This window comes from Cupriavidus sp. F041 (assembly GCF_057814235.1).
On sequence record NZ_JBVASY010000002.1, the window covers coordinates 2,786,002 to 2,809,700 of the forward strand.

Here is a 23,699-nt window from a genome sequence, read left to right on the forward strand (position 1 = left end):
ATGGGCGCCTTAGTCGCGGGCGCGCTGGTTACGTGCTTGCTGCAGGAAGGTTTCGCACTCCGGCGGCATGGGTGCAACGACAGTGATGATTTCACCACTTATCGGATGTGTAAAAGTCAGGCTATGCGCGTGCAGGAACATGCGCTTGAGCCCGGGATTGGCGCCACTGCGAGCCAGCGCCTTGTTCAGGGCGAAATCGCCGTATTTTTCGTCGCCGAGGATAGGGAAGCCGGAATGCGCCAGGTGGACCCGGATCTGGTGCGTCCGCCCCGTCTTCAGCTCGGCCTCGAGCAAGGTGAAGCCTGGCATGACTTCAAGCCGGTTGAACACGGTATGCGAGGCAATCCCGTCGTCCTGCACGCGTACCCGGCGCTCTCCCTCGGCGGTGGTGTATTTAAATAGTGGCAGCTTCACGTGCTGCCGGGCGTTCTCAAAGTGCCCTGCCACGCACGCGAAGTATCGCTTGTCCAGCGCACTTCCGCGCATCTGTTCATGGAGGTTGACCAGCGCCGAGCGCTTCTTCGCCAGCACCAGCAGGCCGGAGGTCTCGCGATCGAGCCGGTGCACGAGTTCAAGAAACTTGGCCTGCGGGCGCGCCCGCCGCAACTGCTCGATCACGCCAAACGCCACGCCGGACCCGCCGTGCACGGCCACGCCGGCAGGCTTGTTGATCACCAGCAGGTAATCATCCTCGAAGACAACCGGGAAACTGGCCGGCGGCACGAATTTGCCGCCATCAGGTGCCGGAGTCGCGACCCGCATGGGCGGAATCCGCACGACATCGCCAAGCTGCAGGCGATAAGTCGCATCGACCCGGCCCTTGTTGACGCGCACTTCCCCCGACCTCAGGATGCGGTAGACATGACTCTTCGGCACCCCTTTCGAGAGCTTCAGCAGGAAGTTGTCGATCCGCTGGCCATCGGCCTCGTCGCCGATTGTTACGTACGCCACCTGGGGCCCGGCCGCGGCGGGCCGCACCTCTTTTTCAATTTGATGGCGTAACTCATTCATTTTCAATATAATTTCCTCGCTGTTCCGGCCAAAGACCGGCAGCGCAAGTCAGGTGTAGGCGATTCGTCGTATTTTACACTTCGGGTTGCCGCCAGCCCTGCCAGCCTCCGGCTTCTTTGCGTACAACGCGAGCCCCGGGCTGGTGAATGGCAGCAAAAACGCAGCACGCACGGTATCGCCCGCGCAGGAAGTCGCCCAAAGGCAACTTCGGCGCTGACGGCGGTCACGTGGGAATGTAGTGTTCAGGTAGAACAGAATTTGATAGCGGATGCCCTCCCGGCATCCACTCTGGTGAGAGAAGTCCCGCCCGCACCGGGAAACGGTGCCGCCGGCATGCTTCCAACGCCGCCTGACTAGTTATACCGGCGCCCGGTCGCAGAACTCCAAGAAGTAGTAGGTGCGCCCGCCAGGAGATGTCAGGTAGCGAAGCAGCATTGCCGTGACGACAAACTTGCTCTTTGACGCGTCTAGGCCTTCCGCGGCCGGCCGCGATGCGACGGCGCCCCTTTGCGCCCGCGTCGCCGTCATGCCAGCCGGAAACCCGCCGGATCGCTGCGAAGAGCAGCTTGCCGGCGTTCTCTCCGACCATGCGGACGGCGCTTTCGACGTCGTTACCTCTCTTTCACCCGCGCCCAGCCGGCCGCGCCCATTTGCGCGCCGGCGCTTTCGGCAATTCTCGCGCCCTCACTCGCTCCCTCGCGTGCTCCACGGAACGCCGCGGGCACCGCATGCCGGTGCAATCCTCGGCATTGAGTGAGGTAATGCGATGAAACGCATGCTTTTTAACGCGACGCAGCAGGAAGAATTGCGCGTCGCCATCGTCGACGGTCAGAAACTGATCGATATCGACATCGAAGCTGCCGGGCGCGAACAGCGCAAGGGCAACATCTACAAGGGTGTCATCACCCGTATCGAACCGTCGCTGGAGGCCTGCTTCGTCAACTACGGCGAAGAACGTCATGGCTTCCTGCCCTTCAAGGAAGTGGCGCGCGCCTTCTTCAAGGAAGGCGTGGACGTGCGCAACGCACGCATCCAGGACGCGCTGCACGAAGGCCAGGAACTGATCGTCCAGGTGGAAAAGGAAGAGCGCGGCAACAAGGGCGCGGCGCTGACCACCTTTATCTCGCTGGCCGGCCGCTACCTGGTGTTGATGCCCAACAACCCGCGCGGCGGTGGCGTATCGCGCCGCATCGAGGGCGAGGACCGCCAGGAACTGCGCGAGACCATGGGCCAGCTGACCGTGCCCGAGGGCATGAGCATCATTGCCCGCACCGCCGGCATCGGCCGCTCGGCTGAAGAACTCCAGTGGGACCTGAACTACCTGCTGCAACTGTGGAAGGCCATCGACGGCGCCGCCGGCGACAACAAGGCCCCGCTGCTGATCTATCTCGAATCCAGCCTGGTGATCCGCGCCATCCGCGATTACTTCCAGCCGGATATCGGCGAGATCCTGATCGACACCGACGAAATCTACGAGCAGGCCCGCGCCTTCATGAGCGTGGTCATGCCCGACAACATGAACCGCGTGAAGAAGTACCGGGACGATGTCCCCCTCTTCTCGCGTTTCCAGATCGAGCACCAGATCGAATCGGCGTACTCGCGCATGGTGATGCTGCCCTCGGGCGGCGCCATCGTGATCGACCATACAGAAGCGCTGGTGTCGGTGGACGTGAACTCGGCCCGCGCCACCAAGGGCGCCGACATCGAGGAAACCGCGCTGCGCACCAACCTCGAAGCCGCCGACGAAATCGCCCGCCAGTTGCGCCTGCGCGACCTGGGTGGCCTGATCGTGATCGACTTTATCGACATGGAAGCCAGCAAGGCGCAGAAGGACGTGGAAACGCGCCTGAAGGATGCCCTGCGCCATGACCGCGCCCGCGTGCAGATGGGCAAGATCAGCCGCTTCGGCCTGATGGAGCTGTCGCGCCAGCGCCTGCGCCCGTCGCTGTCGGAAGGCTCGCACATCACTTGCCCGCGCTGCAACGGCACCGGCCATATCCGCGATACCGAATCTTCCGCCCTGCAGGTCCTGCGCATCATCCAGGAAGAAGGGATGAAGGAAAACACCGCCGCCATCCACTGCCAGGTACCGGTGGAAGTGGCAGCGTTCCTGCTCAACGAGAAGCGCCAGGACATCAACCTGATCGAAATGCGGTTCAAGGTCAATGTGCTGCTGATCCCCAACAAGCACCTCGAGACCCCGCACTACAAGCTGGAGCGCCTGCGTCACGACGACCCGCGCCTGGAAGACAGCACCGCCAGCTACAAGATGGCCGAGGCTGCCGCCAAGGAACTGGAAGCCGACACCAGCTACAGCAGCCGCAAGAAGGAAGATGCCAAGCCGCGCCAGGAAGCCGCCGTCAAGGGCATTACCCCGGAACAGCCGGCACCGGTTTCGGTACCACGCGCCGAGCGCGCGCCGCGCCCGGAAGCCGCTCCCGCACGTCCGGCACCGGCCACCCAGCCGGTGGTCGGCGGCGGTTTCATCGGCTGGCTCAAGAGCCTGTTCGGCGCCAAACCGGCAGCGCCCGCCGTCGAGCCGGCCAAGCCGGTGGATGCGGAACAACGCAGCGCGGAGAGCCGTCGCGAGCGCGGCCAGCGTGGTGAACGCGGCGAAGGCCGCGGCGAGCGTGGCCAGCGCGGTGAACGCGGTGGCGAACGCGGCGAGCGCCAGGGCCGCGGCCAGCGCGGCGAGCGCGCGCCCCAGGAACGTGGCGAGCGCGCCGAACGCGGCACGGAACGTGGTGAACAGCGCACCGAACGTGGCGAACGCGCCGAGGCGCGAGGTGAACGTGGCGAGCGGGGTGAACGCGGCGAGCGTAGCAGCCGCGCCCCGCGCCAGGCCGCGCTGGAAGTCCAGCCGGCCCGCCAGCCCGAGGGCGCACCTGCCGAGCGTACGGAAGGCCGCGGCGAAGGCCGCCGTGACCGTAACCAGGAACGCCGCGAGCGCCAGCGCGACCGCCAGCGTGAGCGCGGCGACGTACCGCGCGAAGGCGAAGCCAGCGAAAGCCTGGCTGCCGAAGCCCTTGGCACCGCAGCCGTAGCCGTAGCCGCCGCCGTGGCAGCCCCCGCCGTAGCGGCACCGGTTGCCTCGCACGACGACGCCGAAAACACACGCACCGACCTGCAGGAAGCTCCTGAAAGCAGCGAGAATGGCGAAGGCGAAGAACGCCGCCGCCGCAATCGCCGTGGCCGCAATCGCTACCGCCGCGAGCGTGACGATAGCGCCCAGGCCAACGAAAGCGGTGAAGGCGAAGACTCGGGCGAAGTCCGTGAAATCGCCGCACCGGCCGTTGTCGCGGAAGCTGTCGTGGTGGAAGCCACCACCGTGGTGGTCGCCGAATCCGCTCCCAGCGTCCCGGCCTACCAGCCTGTCGAGGCTGCGGTGGTGACGCCGGAGCCGGTCGCGCCTGTAGCGGCACCTGTCGCAGCGCCTGTATCGGCACCGGTCGCTGCACCGGTCATCGAAACGGTGCCTGAACCGGTGGTCGAAGCGGCTGTTGCCAGCCCGGTCGCCTACGAGCCCGCACCCGTCGTGGCGGAACCCGCCTCAGTGGCGCCTGCTGTCGTGGTACCCGCTGTCGAAGTGCCGCTGGCCGCACCCGTTGCAGCTCCGGCCCCCGTGCCGGCCGCAGCCCCCGTCGTAGCGGCAGCCGCCGCGCCGGTGGCCGTGGAAAGCCTGCAACCGATGCTGGCTTCGGCCGGTCTCGAGTGGGTCAACACCGACGTCAGCAAGCTGCGCGCCGCGCAGGAAGCGGCCGCCAGCATCCCCCCGGCACCACGCGTCGTGCGGGAGCGCAAGCCCCTGCCGCCGCTGCCCGAAGGTCCGATGATTCTGGTCGAAACCGCCGGCGATAACGCGCCTACGACGCAACAGAAGTAAGCGGCACCCTCGCGGGTATGAGGGAAAGGGACGGCGCAGCCGTCCCTTTTTTTCATGTCCGAGCCGGATCGGCGAGGCTCGCCCGCGTATTTCCAGGTCCTGCGCAGGTTGACGCCGGCGCTACCATGCCCGGCTCGGCTAGAATGACAATTAGATGGCACCCCCACGATGGTGCTCCGAACGGGCGCTGCTTGCCCCCACGCGACCGCGCCAAAGCCGCCCGTCACCGCATTGCCACTCCCCAGGCCATGACCGAATCCGTCATTCCCATTTTCGATCTGCGCGACCATCGCTACCGTTCGATGACGCCCAGCATCCCGGACGAGCTCGCCGCCCCGTCCGGACTGGTTGCCGACACGCGCGGCAGGCCGCTGCACGATTTGCGCATCTCGGTCACGGATCGCTGCAATTTCCGTTGCGTGTATTGCATGCCCAAGGAAGTGTTCGACAAGGACTACACCTTCCTGCCGCATTCCGAGTTGCTGAGCTTCGAGGAGATCGAGCGAGCCGCCCGACTGTTCGTTGCGCACGGCGTGGAGAAGATCCGCCTGACGGGCGGAGAGCCGCTGCTGCGCAAGAACATCGAGAAGCTGGTGGAGATGCTCGCGCGCATCGAGACGGTTTCGGGCAAGCCGCTTGACCTCACCCTCACCACCAATGCCTCGCTGCTTGCCCGCAAGGCGCGTTCGTTGCGCGACGCCGGCCTGTCGCGCGTCAGCGTGAGCCTGGACGCCATCGACGATGCCACCTTCCGCCGCATGAACGATGTCGACTTCGCGGTACGCGACGTGCTGGACGGCATCGAGACCGCCCAGGCTGCCGGCCTGGCGCCGCTCAAGGTCAATATGGTGGTCAAGCGCGGCACCAACGACGCAGAGATCGTGCCGATGGCCGCGCACTTCCGCGGCAGCGGCATCATCGTGCGCTTTATCGAGTTCATGGACGTGGGCGCCAGCAACCATTGGCAGATGGATGAGGTGCTGCCCTCCGCCGAGGTGGTGCGCCGCATCGATGAAGCCTTTGCGCTCGAAGCCATCCCCGCCAACTACAGCGGCGAGACTGCCGAGCGCTGGCGTTACCGCGACGGCGCCGGCGAGATCGGCGTGATCTCCAGCGTGACCCACGCCTTCTGCGGGGACTGCAGCCGTATCCGCCTGTCGACCGAAGGCCGGCTCTACCTGTGCCTGTTCGCCACCGAAGGCTACGACCTGCGCGCGCTGCTGCGCGGCGGCCATAGCGACCTGGAAATCTCCAATGCCATCGCCGGGGTCTGGCAAGCGCGCACCGATCGTTACTCCGAGCTGCGCAGCGACCCCGCGGTGCGGCAGGCACGTGCCGATAACAAGATCGAAATGTCTTATATCGGCGGTTGACCACAGCCGCCCCGCAGCCGCGCCGCCCAAACCACCAACCTATTCCGTATTCCGATGATTTCACGCGACGACATTACCGGCCTGATCCTGGCCGGCGGCAGGGGCAGCCGCATGGGCGGCACCGACAAGGGCCTGCAGCCCTTCCGCGGCGCGCCCATGGCGATGCATACGCTGATGCGCCTGTCGCCGCAGACGGGCGGCATGCTAATCAACGCTAACCGCAACCTGGCCGCGTATGAGTCCTTCGGCGTGCCGGTGGTCACCGATTCGGTGCCGGACTTCGCCGGTCCCCTGGCCGGCATGCTCGCCGGGCTGGAGCAATGCCAGACCGGCTGGATGCTGAGCGCCCCCTGCGATTCACCTTTCCTGCCGACCGACCTGGCTGCGCGCCTGGCGAGCGCGATCGACGAGCAAGGCGCGGAGATGGCCATCCCGGTTACCATCGACGCGGACGGCCGCCGGCAAGCCCAGCCGGTGTTTTGCCTGATGCCGGTCACGGCGCACGATAGCCTGCTGGCTTTCCTCAACGGCGGCGGCCGCAAGATCGAAACCTGGGCCGCCTCTCATCGCCTGGCCGAAGTGCTGTTCGACGACGCCGGCGCCTTCGCCAATATCAATACCCTGGACGAGTTGCGCACGCTGGAAGCGCGCTGAACAACCAAGCCAGGCCGCTGCCCCGGGAACGGTCCATGCCATCACTACATTCCGTCATTTCCTGCCTGTCCGACTACGATCCCGGCGCGTTGCCGGTGGCGCAGGCCAACCAGATCATCGGCGAGGTGGTCGAGCCTGTACGTGGGACCGAGCAGCTCGCCATCCGCTCGGCGCTCGACCGCGTGCTCGCCGAGGACATCATCTCCACGCTGGACGTCCCGGCGCACGATAACTCCGCCATGGACGGCTATGCGTTTGCCAGCAGCGATCTTGCCGCCGGCGGCGATATCACGCTGACGGTGGTCGGCAGCGCCTTCGCCGGCACAGCATGCGAGCAGCCGGTCGCGCGCGGGCAGGCGGTACGCATCATGACGGGCGCCATCATGCCGGCCGGCTGCGATACCGTGATTCCCCAGGAATTCGCCGAGACGCATGGCGAGCAGGTTCGCTTTGATGCCCGCGCGGTGCGTGCCGGCGACAACCGCCGTCTGCGGGGCGAAGACCTCGCCATCGGCCAGCCGGCGCTGGCCGCCGGACGCATCCTGCAACCGGCGGACCTCGGGCTGCTGGCTTCGCTGGGCGTTGCCGAGGTCAAGGTGCGCCGCCGCCTGCGCGTGGCCTTCTTCTCCACCGGAGACGAACTGCGCTCGATCGGCGAGCCGCTCGACGCGGGCTGCGTCTACGACTCCAACCGCTATACGCTGCATGGCATGCTGCGGCGGCTCAACGTGGACCTGATCGACATGGGCGTGGTACGGGACGACCCCGAAGCCCTCGAGGCGGCGTTTCGCTCCGCTTGCGAAAACGCCGATGCGGTCATTACGTCCGGCGGCGTGTCGGTGGGCGAAGCCGACTACACCAAGCAGATCATGGCCCAACTGGGTGATGTGACCTTCTGGAAGATCGCCATGCGCCCAGGCCGGCCCATGGCCTTCGGCCGCATCGCTTCCCATGGCCGCGAGGCGTTGCTGTTCGGCCTGCCGGGCAATCCGGTGGCGGTGATGGTGACGTTCTATCACTTCGTGCGGGCTGCGCTGCACCGGCAAATGGGCGCGAAGGTGGCGCCCCTGCCGCTGATGCGCGTGCGCAGCGCGCAGCCGATCCGCAAGAAGCCAGGCCGCACCGAGTACCAGCGCGGCATCCTGGCTCCAGCGCCGGATGGCGGCTGGCAAGTGAGCATTACCGGCCAACAGGGATCGGGCGTGCTGCGCTCGATGAGCGAGGCCAATTGCTTTATCGTGCTCGGGCACGAGCAAGACATGGTGGCGGCCGGCGACGAAGTCGAAGTCATGCTGTTCGACGGGCTGATGTAAAGCTTGCCACGGTATGTTGGCTGCACCTTTGTGTCGTTTTTGCGCAGCAGTTTTGCCGGCGTTTAGCAAGCAGATCGGCGGTTTTCCTTACCCCGCGAGTGCTGGACTATGCGCCGCCTCCCCCATTCGATACACTTGCGCAACATTACTTTGCTACTGCCCAAGCTGTCATGAATCAGGAGATTGCCTACCTCCACCCGGTCAAAACCGCCCGCGCGCTCGTGCTCGTGTACCTGTGCTTTTCGGTACCCATCGTCTCGCTGGGGCTGTTCGTGGCTTTCATCCGCTATGGCGACCTGCCCGGCATCACCGTCTTCACGGCACTGATTCTCAATGCGCTGATCGGCTTCGGCCTGCTCTGGCTGGCCTGCAAGGCCTACAACTGGGTGGCCGCACGTTTCGGCGGCATTGAGGTAACGATACGGGACCTGCCCTGAGTTACAGCCTCCCAAAGTAAAAAAGCGCATCGAATCGATGCGCTTTTTTTCAATCTGCGGCACCGCCGGCCTCCTCGCTCCTCAGCCCGCTTCACCCTCTTGACGTTCTCGCGCCGCGTCGTCCGGCACGGCAGCAAGGCCGAGCAACGCTTGTGCGCTTTCGCCCGGCAGCGCCTCCACCGTGCGCAGCTTGCGCTCCATCTGGCGCGTGCGCACTTCGGCCTGCTCGATGTTGCGGGCAGCACGCTCCAGCGTGTCCCGGGTCTTGGCCAGGACATCGCCAAACTTGCCGAACTCGGTCTTGACCGCGCCGAGCACCTCCCACACTTCGCTTGAGCGGCGCTCCAGCGCGAGTGTACGAAATCCCATCTGCAGGCTGTTGAGCAGGGCAGCCAGCGTGGTCGGCCCCGCTACCGTCACGCGGTAATTGCGTTGCAGCAGGTCCGCCAGTCCGGGCCGCCGCAAGACTTCGGCGTATAAGCCCTCGGTAGGCAGGAAGAGGATGGCGAAATCAGTGGTGGCAGGCGGCGAAACATATTTCTCGGAAATCGTCTGCGCCTCGCGCTTGATCGCCACTTCCAGTTCGCGCCCTGCCAGGGCCACGCCGTCGACATCGCCACGCTCCTGCGCGTCGAGCAGGCGTTCGTATTGCTCCTTCGGAAACTTGGCGTCGATGGGCAGCCAAACCTGACCGCCGGCGGCATCCTTGCCCGGCAGGCGAATCGCGAACTCCACACGCGCCCCGGTATTGCGGACCGTCTCGACGTTCTTGGCGTATTGCTCGGCAGTCAGCATCTGTTCGAGCAGCATCTCCAGTTGCACTTCGCCCCAGGTCCCGCGCGATTTCACGTTGGTCAGCACCCGCTTGAGATCGCCCACGCCTTGCGCCAGCGCCTGCATTTCGCCCAGCCCGCGATGCACCTGTTCGAGCCGGTCCGACACCAGCTTGAAGGATTCGCCAAGCCGCTGCTCGAGCGTGGCGTGCAGCTTCTCGTCGACGGTGCGGCGCATTTCCTCAAGCTTGGCTGAGTTATTCGCCTCGATTTCCTTGAGCCGCTGTTCCAGCGTGGTGCGCACTTCGCCCAGGCGGCGCTCGTTGCCCTCGGACATTTGCGCCAGCTGCTGCTGCAGCATGTCGCCAAAGCGGCGCAGCGCGCTGCCCTGCTCGTCACGTGCCTGCTGGCCCTGCTGCAGCAGGCTTTGCCTGACCTGCTCCAGCTGCTGGACATTGGACTCGGTCAGCTTGGCAAGCTGCTGCGCGAACATGTCGATCTGGTTGTTCTGCAGCGTGGCGATGCTGGTGAGTTGCGAAGACAACGTCTGCTGGAAACGCATCATCTGCTGGCCGGCCTCGCCGCGGCCGACGCGCGCGCTCTCCGTGACCTCCGTGCGCAATTCGCGCTCCAGGCGCTCATTGCCGCGCGCGCCTTCGGCTCGCAGTTCGGCGAGCTGGCGCAGCAGTTCCAGGCTGGCGGTCTCCGGGACAACGCGCAGCCGCAGCAACAGCACCGCCAGCAGCAGCACGGCTACCAGCGTAAGAGCCAGGGTCAAAAGGGGAATCAGGGTCATGAATGTCCGAAGTACGCAAAAAGCCGTGCCGCGCCGGCAAGCTGGACTGACCAGCGCGCAGGCGGCACGACGCGTGCAGCGAGAGGATCAGCGGCGGTGCGCCATCACCTCGGGATTGATCAACGAAGGCGGACGGCCTGCCTGCGGGCCTGCATTGAGCGCAGCGATCAGATTATCGGCGGCGAGATCCGCCATGGCGCGACGGGTCTTCTCCGAGGCGCTGGCAATGTGCGGGGTCAACACAACGTTAGGCACGGCCAGCAGGCCAGGATGGACTTGCGGCTCGCCCTCGAACACGTCGAGGCCCGCCGCGAAGATGCGGCGCTCGCGCAGCGCCTCGGCCAGCGCGGCGTCGTCTACCACGCCGCCGCGCGCCAGGTTGACCAGCGTGGCCGACGGCTTCATTTGCGCCAGCTCTGCGGCGCCGATGCTGTGATGGCTCTGCGCGCTATACGGCAGCACCAGCAGCAGGTGATCGGATTGCGCAAGCAATTCCGTCTTGCTGACATAGCGCGCATTGAGCGCGCGCTCGGCCTCCTCCGGCAGGCGGCTGCGGTTGTGATAGAGCACGGACATGCCAAACCCCGCAGCGCGGCGCGCCAGCGCCTGGCCGATGCGGCCCATGCCAAGGATGCCGAGCGTACTGCGGTACAGGTCCATGCCGAGGAACATGTCATAGCTCCACCGCTCCCACTTGCCGGCGCGCAGCCAGTGCTCGGATTCGGTCACGCGGCGCGCGGTGGCCATCAGCAGGGCCCAGCCAAAATCGGCGGTGGTTTCCGTCAGTACGTCGGGCGTGTTGGTCGCCACGATGCCGGCGGCGGTCAGTGCCGGCACATCGAGGTTGTTGTAGCCGACGGCCATATTGCAGACCGCGCGCAGCGCCGGCAACCCGGCCACCAGTTCGCCATCGATACGATCCGCGGCATTGGCCAGCACGCCGGACTTGCCCGCGAGGCGTTGCCTGAGCGCGGCGCCATCGAGCGCCACGTCCTGCTGGTTGCTGTCGACGTCGAAATATTGCGCGAGCCGGTCGATCACTTCCGGAAAGACGGCGCGGGTTACGAGGATGGAAGGCTTGGTCATGCTCACACGCGGAAGAAGATAAAGGTCATCACCAGGAACAGCGGCACCAGCACGCAGATCGACCACAGCATATAGCCGAAGAAGCTGGGCATGCGCACACCGCGGCTTTCGGCGATCGCCTTGACCATCAGGTTGGGCGCGTTGCCGATATAGGTATTGGCGCCCATGAACACCGCGCCAGCCGAGATCGCCGCCAGCGTCGATGCGTTGCGCGTCATCAGCGTGGCCGGGTCGCCGCCCGCCGTATTGAAGAACACCAGGTAGGTCGGCGCATTATCCAGGAAGGACGACAGGATGCCCGTGGCCCAGAAATACATGCTATCGATGGGCTCGCCGCCCGCGTCGCTCACCAGACGGATCACGCCGGCGAATGCGCCGTCCGTGCCAGCCTTGAGCATGGCGATCACAGGGATGATGGTAAGGAAGATGCCTGCGAACAGCTTGCCCACTTCCAGGATCGGCTCCCAGTTGAACTCGTTGCCGGTGCGCGCGGTGACAGGCGTGATCAACAGGGACACCAGCGCCACTACCACCAGCATCACGTCACGCACCACCGTCTGCAAGCCGACGTGGGTTCCCATCACGTCGAACTCGATGCCTGGTTTCCACAGCCCGCTCATCAGTACCAGCCCCACCACCGCCAGCAGCAGCACGAAATTACGCTTGCCCTTGATGCGGATGCCCGGCGAGTCCGGCGTGGGATCGGCCGCCGGCGGCAACTCCTCTTCCTTGTTCATGTAGTAGTGGCGATCGACGAAATAGAAGATCACCAGCAGCGCCCCGCAGATAAAGAGCGTCTCGGGCAGGATATTGCGCAGGGTCCAGAAGAAGTCCACGCCCTTGAGGAAGCCCAGGAACAGCGGCGGATCGCCCAGCGGCGTCAGCGCACCGCCCGCATTGGCGGCCAGGAAGATAAAGAACACCACCACGTGCGCCACATGCCTGCGGTTGTCGTTGGCGCGCAGCAATGGCCGGATCAGCAGCATGGCGGCGCCGGTGGTGCCCATCAGGCTGGCAAGCGCGGTGCCGAGTGCGAGCAGGCCGGTGTTCAGGCGCGGCGTGCCGTGCAGGTTGCCGCGCACGCAGATGCCGCCGGCCACGATGTAGAGCGCGGCGATCAGCGCGATGAAGGGAATGTACTCGGACAGCAGCGCATGCACGGCATTCGCGGCCGCGGCATGCACGCCAAATGCCTGCGCGAACGGTACCAGGAACACCAGTGCCCAGCCGGCGATGATCTTGCCGTAATGGTGGTGCCAGAAACGCGGCGCGATCAGCGGGAACAGCGCGATCGACAACAACGTGCCGGCAAACGGCAAGGCCCACATCGGCGACAGCGTGGCGCCGTCGAGATCGGCGGCGCTGGCAAGGTTGGGCAGAAGGGTGAGCAACAGCAGGGCCAGCGAAGGTAGCAGTGCTTGGGCACGTCGCATCGGGCGGGATCTCCTTGTTTCGGATGGCTGCACCCGCGACTGGCAGCAGCCGCGGGCGGAGAAAGCGCACGAGCCCGCAAAGCCCGGCCAGCGGGCCACGGGCACGCGGCGAGGCCCTCAAGTGTAAAGCAACCGCCGCGGGATCCAGCGCATTTCGGCCGCCCTGCCCGTCCGGCCCGGGGCGTTCGCTGGCACGGGTGGCGAGCTTTTCAGTCCTGCTCGACGAGGATCACGTGCACGCGGTAAGGCCCGTGCGCGCCCAGCACGATGGTTTGTTCGATGTCGCCGGTGCGCGAAGGGCCGCTGATGATGTTGGTGGCGCGGGGCAACGCTCCGCGCTCGCTGCGCACCAGCGCGAACGCATCTTCCATCCCGTCGACGATGCGGGAAACCGGCACCACCGCGATATGCGTCTCCGGCAGCAGCGCGGCCGAAGCGAACGTCTGCGGGCCGGACAACAGCATCAGCGAGCCGGTCTCGGCAATCGCGCAAAAGCAGCCGGTAATGCCGACCATGTCACCGTGGTCGTGATCGGCCTGGGCATCGCGTACCGGTGGGCGGCATTCCACCGTCAATCCCTGCGCCTGCCAGTCCAGCGCGCCCAGGCTGTCCCAGGCGACGGCGCGCCGCGGCAGGCCCAGGCTGTCCAGGTAACGCGCCGCGGCGGCGGGCACATCGGCCAGCGCGGCCACCCGCTCGACCGTGGAAGCCATCTTCTGCGCCTGCTCCTGGAAGGATTCGATGCGCTGCGCCGGCGCCGGTGGCCGGGGACCGGCGGGATGCCGCGCGAGGTAATCGGCTACCGCCGCGCGCTCGCCGTTGCTGACCCCGGGGGCACGGCCCTGTGCCGCACGGATACGGGCAAAGATGCGATCGCGGGCGGAAGTGGTATCCATGGCTTGCTTTCCGATATGTCCGTGGGTTGGATGCGTGGGAATCAGATGGCTGCGCGCAATCAGGCTGGTGCCTGGACGCCGAACACGTGCCGCAGGTACGTCAGGTAGGCCGGGTCGTCGCACATGGTCTTCTCGGGCGTATCGGACAACTTGGCTACCGGCTGTCCATTGCAGCGCGTCATCTTGATCACGATTTGCAGCGGCGTGTAGCCGAGGTCGTTGGTCAGGTTGGTGCCCACCCCGAACGCCAGCCGGCAGCGCCCGCCGAAGCGCTCGCACAGCTCGATTACGCGTGGGATGTCGAGGCTGTCGCTGAAGATCAGCGTCTTGCCCAGCGGGTCGACGCGGCTGGCGGCGTAATGCGCCAGCATGCGCTCGCCCCAGGCAAAGGGATCACCCGAATCGTGGCGCACGCCGTCGAACAGCTTGCAGAAATAGAGATCGAAGTCGCGCAGGAAGGCATCGAAGCCGTAGGTGTCGGACAGCGCGACGCCGAGGTCGCCGCGGTACTCCTTGGCCCAGACCTCGAGCGCGAACACCTGCGAATCGCGCAGGCGCGGCCCCAGCGCCTGGCAGGCCTGCAGGTATTCATGCGCCATGGTGCCCAACGGGGTCAGGTTGTGCATGCGCGCGAAATGAACATTGCTGGTGCCGGCCAGTTGCGGGCCCAGCACCCTGCGCATGGTCTGCAACACCTCTTCCTGCCAGTCGCGCGAGAAGCGGCGGCGCGAGCCGTAGTCGGCAATCACGCAGTCGGCGTGGGCGGGCATCTTCAGCAAGGCCAGCTTGTCTTCCAGGCGCCTGCGCCCTTCGGCCCAGTCCGGTTGCGGCTGGGTGCGGCGGAAATAGACCTCGTTGACGATGGCCAGCAACGGCACCTCGAACAGGATGGTATGCAGCCAGGGCCCGCGGATGGTGATCTCGATCTCGCCGCTGCCGGGGGCGGCGGGCGCGATGTTCACGTATTTCTCATTGAGGTGGAACAGGCCGAGGAAGTCGACGAAATCGCTCTTGATGAAACGCAGCTCGCGCAGGTAGTGGAGTTCGTCCGGCGTAAAGCGAAGCTGGCACAGCTGCGCCACCTCGTCGCGGATCTCGTCCACGTAAGGGGTCAGGTCGACCCCCACGTTGCGGCACTTGAAGCGGTATTCGACCTGTGCGGCGGGGAAGTGATGCAGCACCACCTGCATCATGGTGAACTTGTACAGATCGGTGTCGAGCAATGAGGTAATGATCATGTCAGGCCAGACGGCAGTGCCGAGTCAGTGCGACATGCTAACCGAAAGCGCGGCGGGCAATGGCCGGATCATGCGCCGTCAAGAAAAGGATCGGGCTGGCGGCCCCGGGCGCTGCCGCGCAGGCACCACAGGACTTGCCCGCGGTAGCCGGGGCAGCCGACCAGCGTGGCCAGTGCCCGGGGCACGGCGGCGGGAAGCGGCTCCGCGAAGGTCGCCGAGCGGGCTGTGATGCGCTCCTGGTAGACCCGCTCGGATCCGCGGCGGAATACCAGTACCTGGACCGGCGCGCCGCGCTCCGGCTGCAGCTCGGCGTCGCATGGCAGGAAACCGGCCTGGCCGCAGTTGGCCATGACCTCCCCCGCGGGTTCGATCACCACGCCGAAATCATCCCAGTCGAAACGGGCCAGCGCGGTGAGCGAGACCGGTTGGTCGCTCATCATGCGCCAGGCTATCAGGCGGGCCACCACGCTATCCGGCGGGCCGGCCTTTGCCAGCGTTTGCGCATGCGCGGCTGGCATGGCCAGCGCCGCCAGGCAAAGCAAGGCGGCCGCCATACGGCTCGAACGGCTGCCGCGCGGCAGTTCCCGGACTGATCTTGGCATGGCGCACTCCTCAGGTAAGCGCGCGGCGATACCGCACGCGCAGGCCCGTCCAGCTTACAACGCCGTCACGGCAACGGCCAGAAGAGCACATTAGCGGGAGCACCTCTGGCTGTCTTGGATCAAATGCACATAAAGAAATAAGAAAACTATCTTATCCGGCTATATAGAGCGACTACCCTTGCGGAAAGGCTCAGCTACAATATCGGTCTTTGAAAGGCCACGGCCAGCGCTCGCGCCGCGTATGGTGAACCCACCGGCAACCCCACCGGCGTGACGAGCACGGCACAACAGGCCTAACAACATTCCCATCGAAGCCGATCCCGTTTTTCTGGAACCGAAATGACTCACGTTGTCACCGAATCCTGCATCCGTTGCCGCTATACCGACTGCGTTGACGTGTGTCCGGTCGATTGTTTCCGCGAAGGCCCCAACTTCCTCGCCATCGACCCGGATGAGTGTATCGATTGCGCGGTGTGCGTGGCGGAATGCCCGGTCAACGCGATCTACGCTGAAGAAGACGTGCCGGCCGACCAGCAGCAGTTCATCGACCTGAACGCCGAACTGGCACGCAACTGGCCGTCCATCACCAAGACCAAGGCCCCGCTGGCCGAAGCCGAGGAATGGAAGGACACAGCCGAAAAGCTGCAATACCTGCAGCGCTAAAAAGACCTAAAAAAGACAGGTCAGAAAGCCGTCCCCACCCACGCGCTTTCCCGTAATGCCGGGCACGCCTGTGCCCCACAACGTATCAGGACGAATATGGACTTGAGTATCCCCAACCCCGTTGCCGACGCCACCCACCACGTTGCCACCGGCAACGGCGGCGGCCAGCCGCTGGAAATCGACGCGCTGATCGTCGGCGCCGGCCCGGTCGGACTCTTCCAGGTCTTCGAACTGGGCCTGCTCGAAATCAAGGCGCACGTGATCGACTCCCTCAAGGTGGTCGGCGGCCAGTGCGTGGAGCTATACCCGGACAAGCCCATCTACGACATCCCGGCCGTGCCCATCTGCACCGGCCAGGATCTGACCGACAACCTGCTCAAGCAGATCGAGCCGTTTGAGCCGACCTTCCACCTGGGCCAGGAAGTCGCCGTGGTGGAGCGCCGCGAAGACGGCCGCTTCTTCGTCGAGACCTCGCTGGGAACCCGCTTCATCACCAAGACCATCTTCATCGCCGCGGGCGTGGGCTCGTTCCAGCCGCGCACGGTCAAGGTGGATGGCATCGACAAGTTCGACGGCAAGCAACTGTTCTACCGCGTCAAGGATCCGAGCCGTTTCCACGGCCGCAACCTCGTCATCGTCGGCGGCGGAGACTCCGCGCTGGACTGGACGCTCGACCTGGTCGGCAAAGCCGAGTCGGTGGTGATGATCCATCGCCGCGACGGCTTCCGCGCCGCGCCCGCCTCCGTCGCCAAGATGAAGGAATTGTGCGAGCAGATGGAGATGCAGTTCGTCGTGGGCCAGATCAGCGGCTACGAGGAAAAGGATGGCCTGCTGACCGAGATCAAGGTGACGGGCGCAGACGGCGTCACCCGCCGCCTGCCGCTGGATGACCTGCTGGTGTTCTTCGGCCTGTCGCCCAAGCTCGGACCCATTGCGGAGTGGGGCCTGGACCTTGAGCGCAAGCAGATCAAGGTGGACACGGAGAAGTTCGAGACGAACATCCCCGGCATCTTCGCGGTAGGCGATATCAATACCTACCCCGGCAAGAAGAAGCTGATCCTCTCGGGCTTCCATGAAGCCGCGCTGGCCGCCTTCGGCGCCGCGCCTTATATCTTCCCCGAGAAGAAAATCCACATGCAGTACACCACTACCTCGCCGAAGCTGCACAAGATCCTCGGCGTCGATTCGCCGGTGTTCGACTAAGCCGGGCGCTGCGCCGCGCAGGTGGACGCAGCAAGCATCAAAAAAATCGCCCTTCGGGGCGATTTTTTATGGCACAGACCCAAAACACCGCCTATAATGTGGCCCTGCCTCAGATCACCGGGGTGGAACCAGAAGTTTCGCAGCACCGGCAGTAAAAAATTACTGCACAGATGTTGACGAATAAAAGAGAAACTGGTTACAATCCTTTTCTCAGCTGTTCCCTGATAGCTCAGTTGGTAGAGCGACGGACTGTTAATCCGCAGGTCGCTGGTTCGAGCCCAGCTCGGGGAGCCAAAGAATGTGAAAGGCCCGCAAGAAATTGCGGGCCTTTTCCATTTTTTCGGCGCCATTTGTACCGCGGGAATCCCCCTCCCGGCGCCGCGCTCAGCGGCTCGCACTCTGCACTGGCAGCGCCTTCAAATGCAGGTAGAGGGCGCCCAGGTCCACATCGTCCATGCGCCCAAACGAATCGAACGGCATGACCCGGCTGACTGGCGACCCGTCCGGACGCAAGCCGCTGCGCATCATGCCGACGAACTTCTCCGGCGCGTCATAGCGCGCCATCGCACTGCCCGCGGGAGTCAGGTCGGCGGCCGGCGGCCAGTCGGGCGGCGCCCCGGGAATCTTGCCGCCGCGCAAGCCTGCGCCGTGGCAGCCGAGGCAGGCATTCGCCACGTAGGCGCCGTACTCCGGCGATACCGTAGCGGTCATCGGCCGCGCGGGCGGCAACCCATGGTCGATCTTCTCGGCGGCATCCTTGACGAGGCCAAACCCATATAACGCCCGGACCATCCATGGGAGCCGCACCTCCGCCACCTCGCCCGGCACTGGCGGCAAGCTGCGGACATAGGCAACAAGCGCACCCAGGTCGTCATCGCTGAGGCGGTTGTAGTCCTCGCTTGGCATCACCATCAGGGCTCGCCCCGACGGGGCCACGCCATGACGGATAGCCCGCACCCAATCCGCTTCCCGATAGCGCCCGATGACGGCGCTGCCGCTGGTCAGGTTGGGGGCGCGCACATACAGGCCGCCAGGATCGTCGATAAAGACACGGCCCTTGCCGCTGGCGCCGTGGCAATCCATGCAACCGCGCGATTCGTACAGGTACTTGCCTCTCGCCAGCGCCGTGGCATCGTCGCGAAAAGCCAGGGACACGACGGGCACGCTCACGATGCGCGCGCCCTTTCGCTCCCCTGCCAGCACGCCCACCAGCACCACGCCCGCCGCCAGGGCGCAGACGCCCGTCAACGACCACAGTCCAATCCGGATCATGCGCTTCATTGCAGTCTCCCCACTGCCCGAAGCGCCCTTTATGCGCCATCCGCCCTACGCGCGTCTGTGCCCTCGCCAACAGATGCGGCGCGCGAGCCTGCTGTGGCTATGCCCGCGCCTGCCTCGGTGCCTGTCCGAACAAGCCGCACTCGAGGTCGCTCTCGAATTCCCCGATCCAGCCCGGACCCTCGCTTGCGTCATACATGCTCTGGGCCTCCGTCGCCAGCCGCCGGACACTGACCTGCCGCCGCCTCACGCCGCCATTGGCCGGCTCGGAACCCTCGTCCTTGATCTCGAAGTCTTCCGGAGCGAAGCCGAGCCGTTCGCAGAGGGTTACAACCTCGCGTTGCTCATCGGCGGGGAATTGAGGAAACAAATGCTTGGCCATCGCACTCTCCCATCGAGTCGGACGGATGCCGCGAGGCGCGCGGCTGCGCAGGGCGTGACACATGGGCCGCCCCGACCTTGCAGCGGCTTGCACGCAATTTCAAACCGGCGGCATCGACGGCCGCAAATGACACGCGCCGTTTCAAGCCTGCGGCACAAGCGGCAAGCGAAAGACGGCGTATCGATCCCATTGCCCCCGCAGCCTCGCGGGGGGCAACGGACCACGGCACGCTAGCGCGTGTGCCGGCTGTTGATGACCGCTTCGGCCACGCTCACCGGTGCTTCCGTGTAGTGCTTGAATTCCATCGTGTAAGTGGCGCGCCCCTGGGTCAGCGAACGCAGCGACGTCGAGTAGCCGAACATGGTGGCCAGCGGCACCTCCGCGCGCACCAGCTTGCCGCCGCCGCCCGCGATATCCTCCATGCCATGCACGATGCCCCGGCGCGAGGACAGGTCGCCCATCACGTTGCCGGTAAATTCTTCCGGCGTTTCCACTTCCACCGACATCATCGGCTCGAGCAGGATCGGTTTAGCGCGGCGCATGCCTTCCTTGAATGCCATCGAGCCCGCCATGCGGAAGGCATTCTCGTTCGAATCGACGTCATGATAGGAGCCGAATACCAGCGTGGCCTTCACGTCCACCACCGGGTAGCCGGCCAGCACGCCCGATGCCAGCGTTTCGCGGATGCCCTTGTCGACGGCGGGAATGAACTCACGCGGCACCACCCCGCCCTTGATGGCGTCGACAAACTCGTAGCCCTTGCCCGGCGACTGCGGCTCCAGATCGAGCACCACGTGGCCATACTGGCCGCGCCCGCCGGACTGCTTGACGAACTTGCCTTCGACGTCCTTCGCCGCCTGCTTGATGGTCTCGCGATATGCCACCTGCGGCTTGCCGACCGATGCCTCCACGCCGAACTCGCGCCGCATCCGGTCCACCAGGATCTCAAGGTGCAACTCGCCCATACCCGAGATAATGGTCTGGCCCGATTCCTCGTCGGTATGCACGCGGAACGACGGGTCTTCCTGCGCCAGGCGATTCAGCGCCAGGCCCATCTTTTCCTGGTCGGCCTTGGTCTTGGGCTCGACCGCCTGGGAGATCACCGGATCCGGGAAGCTCATGCGCTCAAGGATGATCACATGGTCGGGGTCGCACAGGGTGTCGCCGGTGGTGGCTTCCTTGAGCCCGACCGCCGCGGCAATATCGCCCGCGCGCACTTCCTTGATTTCGCTGCGCACGTTGGCGTGCATCTGCAGGATCCGCCCGAGCCGCTCCTTCTTTTCCTTGAGCGGGTTGTACACCGTGTCGCCCGAATTCACCACGCCAGAGTAGACGCGGAAGAAGATCAGTTGCCCGACGAAGGGGTCGGTCATGATCTTGAATGCCAGGGCGGCGAACGGTTCGTCGTCATTGGGATGGCGCTCCGCTTCCTTGTCGTCCACGGTGTGGCCGAGAATCGCGGGCACGTCCGCCGGCGACGGCAAGTAGTCGATCACGGCGTCGAGCAGCGTCTGCACGCCCTTGTTCTTGAAAGCGCTGCCGCACAGCATCGGCACGATCTCGTTGGCGACGGTGCGCTTGCGCAGGGCCGCCTTGATTTCGTCTTCCGTCAGCGGCTCGCCGCCGAGGTATTTGTGCAGGAGTTCATCGCTGGCCTCCGCCGCGGCCTCGACCATCTTCTCGCGCCATTCCCTGGCGACCTCCAGCAGTTCGGGCGGCACCTCGCGATACTCGAAATGAAGCCCCTGGCTGGTGTCGTCCCAGACGGTGGCCTTCATCTTGACCAGGTCGATCACGCCCTGGAAACCATCCTCGGCGCCGATCGGCACCTGAATCGGCACCGGCGTGCCCTTGAGCCGGTCGGCAATCTGCGATCGCACCCGGAAGAAATCCGCGCCGACGCGATCCATCTTGTTGACGAAGGCGATGCGCGGCACCTTGTACTTGTTCGCCTGGCGCCAGACGGTTTCCGACTGGGGCTGCACGCCGCCCACCGCGTCGTAGACCATGCAGGCGCCATCGAGTACGCGCATGGAACGCTCCACCTCGATGGTGAAATCCACGTGTCCGGGGGTGTCGATGATATTGATGCGATGTTCAGGATAATCGCCGGCCATTCCCTTCCAGAACGCCGTGGTGGCGGCCGAGGTGATGGTGATGCCGCGCTCCTGCTCCTGCTCCATCCAGTCCATGGTAGCCGCACCGTCATGGACTTCACCGATCTTGTGATTGACCCCGGTATAGAACAGGATGCGCTCGGTGGTGGTGGTCTTGCCGGCGTCGATGTGCGCGCTGATACCGATGTTCCGATAGCGCTCGATGGGGGTTTTGCGGCTCACGGTGATCTCCTGTTGGGTATCACTTAAAAGAGTAACACTTCTACAGGCGCCGCATCGTACGGCACGCCACGGGCGGCGCGCCGGGCAGGTTCAGCAATTGAATCAGCCGGCGAAGCCGGGTTGGAGAAGCGCAGCCGCCGCAGACAAGTAACGCCTGAATCACGTCACTACTGCCTTGGATAAGACGTTTGGTCTGGTCGGCGGCCTACGGTGCGTCTCCGGATCCGGCGACGAGGAATAGGCAAGGAACGCCTCGGCACGCGGTTCGGCGGGGCTGAACGACACCACCGCACGTAACTGGCGCCATGCACGACCTCACGTCTGCCGTCCGGCAATTCCCGGGTTTCCATCATGTTGTAGCCAACCAGCGCGTCGCTGCCGCCATGGATTGGAATCCTGCACGGGCCTCCCGAGTTCGACAGTTTGAGCCCGATTTTCGCCATTTCTGACCGTCGCCCCTAGCACTGGCGCGGCTTCCTGGGTCGTGGGCGCCAAACTCTTGTAGTGGCACGTTTGTAACAACGAAGCCTATATTTGACAAGGCACTCAATGCCTGTAAAGTAACGGCATGTTCGTCAAAGTCACCTCCTCCGGTTCTCGCCGTTATGTGCAGTTGGTCGAGTCCTATCGCGATGACAACGGTCAGCCTAAGCAGCGCACCGTTGCCACCTTAGGCCGTCTTGATCAACTTGGCGACAGCATGGAAGGCGTGATCAATGGGCTGTTGCGCGTCACCGGCCGCCCCGCACTTGAGGCAGCCGCCGAGCCCGCGGTGACGTTCGAATCGGCCCGTGCGCTCGGCGACGTGTGGGCGCTCTCCGAACTGTGGCAAGAGCTCGGCTTCGACGGCTTGCGCCGCGTGTTCCGACGCACCCGCCATGCCATCGATGTCGAAGCGCTTGTGCGCATCATGGTCTTCAATCGCCTGTGTGACCCGGAATCCAAATTGGGTGTGCTGCGCTGGCTGGAAACGGTTGGCCTGCCAGGGCTGTCCATCGAAGCCGTCGACCACCAACATCTGCTGCGCGCAATGGACGCGCTGGTCACGCATCAGGCAGACGTCGACGCCGTGTTGGCGGGGCTGTTGCGTCCGCTGGTCGATCAAACCTTATCGGTGGTGTTCTACGACATGACGACCATTCGTGCCGAGGGTCTGTCGCAGCAAGAAGATGATGTGCGCCAGTACGGCATGGCCAAGGAAGGCGTCATTGCCCGGCAATTCATGTTGGGGGTCGTGCAGACGGCAGAAGGATTGCCGCTCTATCACGAAGTGTTTGACGGCAATACCGCGGAAGTCACGACGCTGAAGCCAACCCTCGAGAAGGTGCTGAGCCGGTTCCCCGTCAAGCGCGTCATCGTCGTCGCCGATCGGGGACTGCTCTCGATCGACAACCTGGCAGAGCTGCAGGCGATGACCTTGCCAGACGGTGCGCCGCTGGAATTTATCCTGGCGGTACCGGGCCGTCGCTACAGCGATGTGGTCGATTCATTGGAAGGCCTCCACACACAGCAATGCCTGCCGGCCCATGAAGAAGTCCTGGGCGAAGTGCCGTGGAACGGCTTGCGCTTGATCGTGGCGCACGACCCCGTGACAGCGCAGGAGAAAGGCAGGCAGCGCGATGCGCAGATTGCGCACCTGGAGCAGCTTGCCGCGCAGTGGGTGGGTAAGCTTGATGCGCAAGACACCGGCCATCGCAGTCGTGGCAAAAAGCTCTCGGATGGCGGTGCCCGCGCACGTTTCTACCATACGGTCTGCGAGGCCCATCTGGCTCGTATCATCCAAGTCGATCTAAAGAGCGAGCGCTTCTGCTATGCCATCGATGAGCGAGCCTTGCATCATGCCCGCATGATGGATGGCAAGCTGCTGCTGGTCACCAATGCCGCGGATCTCTCACCACGTGAAGTCGTCGACCGCTACAAGTCCTTGGCGGATATTGAACGCGGGTTCCGTGTGCTCAAGTCCGAGATCGAGATTGGCCCGGTCTACCACCGCTTGCCAGACCGTATCCGCGCCCATGCGGCCATCTGCTTCATGGCACTGATTCTGTATCGGGTGATGCGGATGCGCTTGCAGGCCGCCAACAGCGAGCTGTCGCCCGCGCGAGCTCTTGCCATGCTCAATCGCATTCAGCACCACCGCATCGTCATCGACCAATCCAAGTCCGTGGCAGGGCTCTCGGCCATCAGCCAGGAGCAGGCCCGGGTTCTCTCCGCATTGAAGGTTCGCAAACCAGCCAAAACGACGCAACTGACTCTCTTGTAGTGGAGCGTTTCACAGTCGGCTCCAATCAAATCAAAGACTTACGCTTCTAACTGTCGAACTCGGGGGGCCTCGTACG

18 protein-coding genes and 1 tRNA gene are annotated in these 23,699 nt (G+C 64.8%); 9 read left to right on the forward strand and 10 right to left on the reverse strand.

The window, feature by feature from the left end; translation table 11 throughout:
* Nucleotides 1-9: 9 nt before the first annotated feature.
* On the reverse strand, nt 10-1,011 hold the full coding sequence (locus tag ACZY0R_RS30260) for an RluA family pseudouridine synthase (protein ID WP_488863574.1): 1,002 nt from the start codon (nt 1,009-1,011) through the stop codon (nt 10-12).
* 766 nt (nt 1,012-1,777) lie between these two features.
* Here ACZY0R_RS30260 and ACZY0R_RS30265 point away from each other — a divergent pair.
* The 5 genes from ACZY0R_RS30265 (at nt 1,778) to ACZY0R_RS30285 (ending at nt 8,671) form a co-directional block, all read left to right on the forward strand.
* Complete coding sequence (locus tag ACZY0R_RS30265; RefSeq protein WP_488863576.1) at nt 1,778-4,894, forward strand: Rne/Rng family ribonuclease; 3,117 nt, start codon at nt 1,778-1,780, stop codon at nt 4,892-4,894.
* A gap of 248 nt (nt 4,895-5,142) precedes the next feature.
* On the forward strand, nt 5,143-6,267 hold the full coding sequence (gene moaA, locus ACZY0R_RS30270; RefSeq protein WP_488863578.1) for a GTP 3',8-cyclase MoaA: 1,125 nt from the start codon (nt 5,143-5,145) through the stop codon (nt 6,265-6,267).
* 54 nt (nt 6,268-6,321) lie between these two features.
* Nucleotides 6,322-6,921, forward strand: coding sequence for a molybdenum cofactor guanylyltransferase MobA (mobA, locus tag ACZY0R_RS30275; protein WP_488863580.1), 600 nt, complete (start codon nt 6,322-6,324; stop codon nt 6,919-6,921).
* 35 nt (nt 6,922-6,956) lie between these two features.
* On the forward strand, nt 6,957-8,234 hold the full coding sequence (moeA, locus tag ACZY0R_RS30280) for a molybdopterin molybdotransferase MoeA (protein WP_045235600.1): 1,278 nt from the start codon (nt 6,957-6,959) through the stop codon (nt 8,232-8,234).
* Nucleotides 8,235-8,404: 170 nt separating this feature from the next.
* On the forward strand, nt 8,405-8,671 hold the full coding sequence (locus ACZY0R_RS30285; RefSeq protein WP_043347933.1) for a hypothetical protein: 267 nt from the start codon (nt 8,405-8,407) through the stop codon (nt 8,669-8,671).
* Between the two features lie 81 nt (nt 8,672-8,752).
* Here the strand turns inward: ACZY0R_RS30285 and ACZY0R_RS30290 are convergent, their stop codons facing one another.
* The 6 genes from ACZY0R_RS30290 to ACZY0R_RS30315 form a co-directional block, all read right to left on the reverse strand.
* Nucleotides 8,753-10,240, reverse strand: coding sequence for a DNA recombination protein RmuC (locus tag ACZY0R_RS30290; RefSeq protein WP_488863583.1), 1,488 nt, complete (start codon nt 10,238-10,240; stop codon nt 8,753-8,755).
* A gap of 87 nt (nt 10,241-10,327) precedes the next feature.
* Nucleotides 10,328-11,326 carry a 2-hydroxyacid dehydrogenase gene (locus ACZY0R_RS30295; protein ID WP_488863585.1) on the reverse strand — a complete coding sequence of 333 codons (999 nt, stop codon included), beginning with the start codon at nt 11,324-11,326 and terminating at the stop codon, nt 10,328-10,330.
* A gap of 2 nt (nt 11,327-11,328) precedes the next feature.
* Nucleotides 11,329-12,759 carry a sodium:proton antiporter gene (locus ACZY0R_RS30300; protein WP_488863587.1) on the reverse strand — a complete coding sequence of 477 codons (1,431 nt, stop codon included), beginning with the start codon at nt 12,757-12,759 and terminating at the stop codon, nt 11,329-11,331.
* Between the two features lie 209 nt (nt 12,760-12,968).
* The gene (locus tag ACZY0R_RS30305) at nt 12,969-13,655 is read right to left on the reverse strand and encodes a LutC/YkgG family protein (RefSeq protein ID WP_488863589.1); all 687 of its coding nucleotides are present in this window, start codon (nt 13,653-13,655) and stop codon (nt 12,969-12,971) included.
* A gap of 59 nt (nt 13,656-13,714) precedes the next feature.
* A complete protein-coding gene (pncB, locus tag ACZY0R_RS30310; protein ID WP_488863591.1) occupies nt 13,715-14,893 on the reverse strand; it encodes a nicotinate phosphoribosyltransferase in 1,179 nt (392 codons plus the stop codon).
* 68 nt (nt 14,894-14,961) lie between these two features.
* Nucleotides 14,962-15,495: a hypothetical protein gene (locus tag ACZY0R_RS30315; protein WP_488863593.1), complete on the reverse strand. Its 534-nt coding sequence runs from the start codon at nt 15,493-15,495 to the stop codon at nt 14,962-14,964.
* Between the two features lie 339 nt (nt 15,496-15,834).
* Here ACZY0R_RS30315 and fdxA point away from each other — a divergent pair, with 339 nt between their 5' ends.
* From fdxA to ACZY0R_RS30330, 3 genes are all read left to right on the forward strand, one after another.
* A complete protein-coding gene (gene fdxA, locus ACZY0R_RS30320; protein WP_045235607.1) occupies nt 15,835-16,158 on the forward strand; it encodes a ferredoxin FdxA in 324 nt (107 codons plus the stop codon).
* Between the two features lie 96 nt (nt 16,159-16,254).
* On the forward strand, nt 16,255-17,361 hold the full coding sequence (locus tag ACZY0R_RS30325; protein WP_488863595.1) for an NAD(P)/FAD-dependent oxidoreductase: 1,107 nt from the start codon (nt 16,255-16,257) through the stop codon (nt 17,359-17,361).
* Between the two features lie 218 nt (nt 17,362-17,579).
* Nucleotides 17,580-17,655, forward strand: a tRNA-Asn gene (locus tag ACZY0R_RS30330).
* Between the two features lie 90 nt (nt 17,656-17,745).
* Here the strand turns inward: ACZY0R_RS30330 and ACZY0R_RS30335 are convergent.
* From ACZY0R_RS30335 to fusA, 3 genes are all read right to left on the reverse strand, one after another.
* A complete protein-coding gene (locus tag ACZY0R_RS30335; RefSeq protein ID WP_488863597.1) occupies nt 17,746-18,642 on the reverse strand; it encodes a c-type cytochrome in 897 nt (298 codons plus the stop codon).
* A gap of 97 nt (nt 18,643-18,739) precedes the next feature.
* Nucleotides 18,740-19,021: a hypothetical protein gene (locus ACZY0R_RS30340; RefSeq protein ID WP_045235609.1), complete on the reverse strand. Its 282-nt coding sequence runs from the start codon at nt 19,019-19,021 to the stop codon at nt 18,740-18,742.
* A 230-nt stretch (nt 19,022-19,251) separates the two neighbouring features.
* Nucleotides 19,252-21,360, reverse strand: coding sequence for an elongation factor G (gene fusA, locus ACZY0R_RS30345; protein ID WP_488863599.1), 2,109 nt, complete (start codon nt 21,358-21,360; stop codon nt 19,252-19,254).
* Nucleotides 21,361-21,928: 568 nt separating this feature from the next.
* On the opposite strand from fusA, the gene ACZY0R_RS30350 reads away from it, so the two are divergent.
* Nucleotides 21,929-23,623, forward strand: a complete 1,695-nt coding sequence (locus ACZY0R_RS30350) for an IS1634 family transposase (protein WP_488863601.1) — start codon at nt 21,929-21,931, stop codon at nt 23,621-23,623.
* The last annotated feature ends 76 nt before the right edge of the window (nt 23,624-23,699 follow it).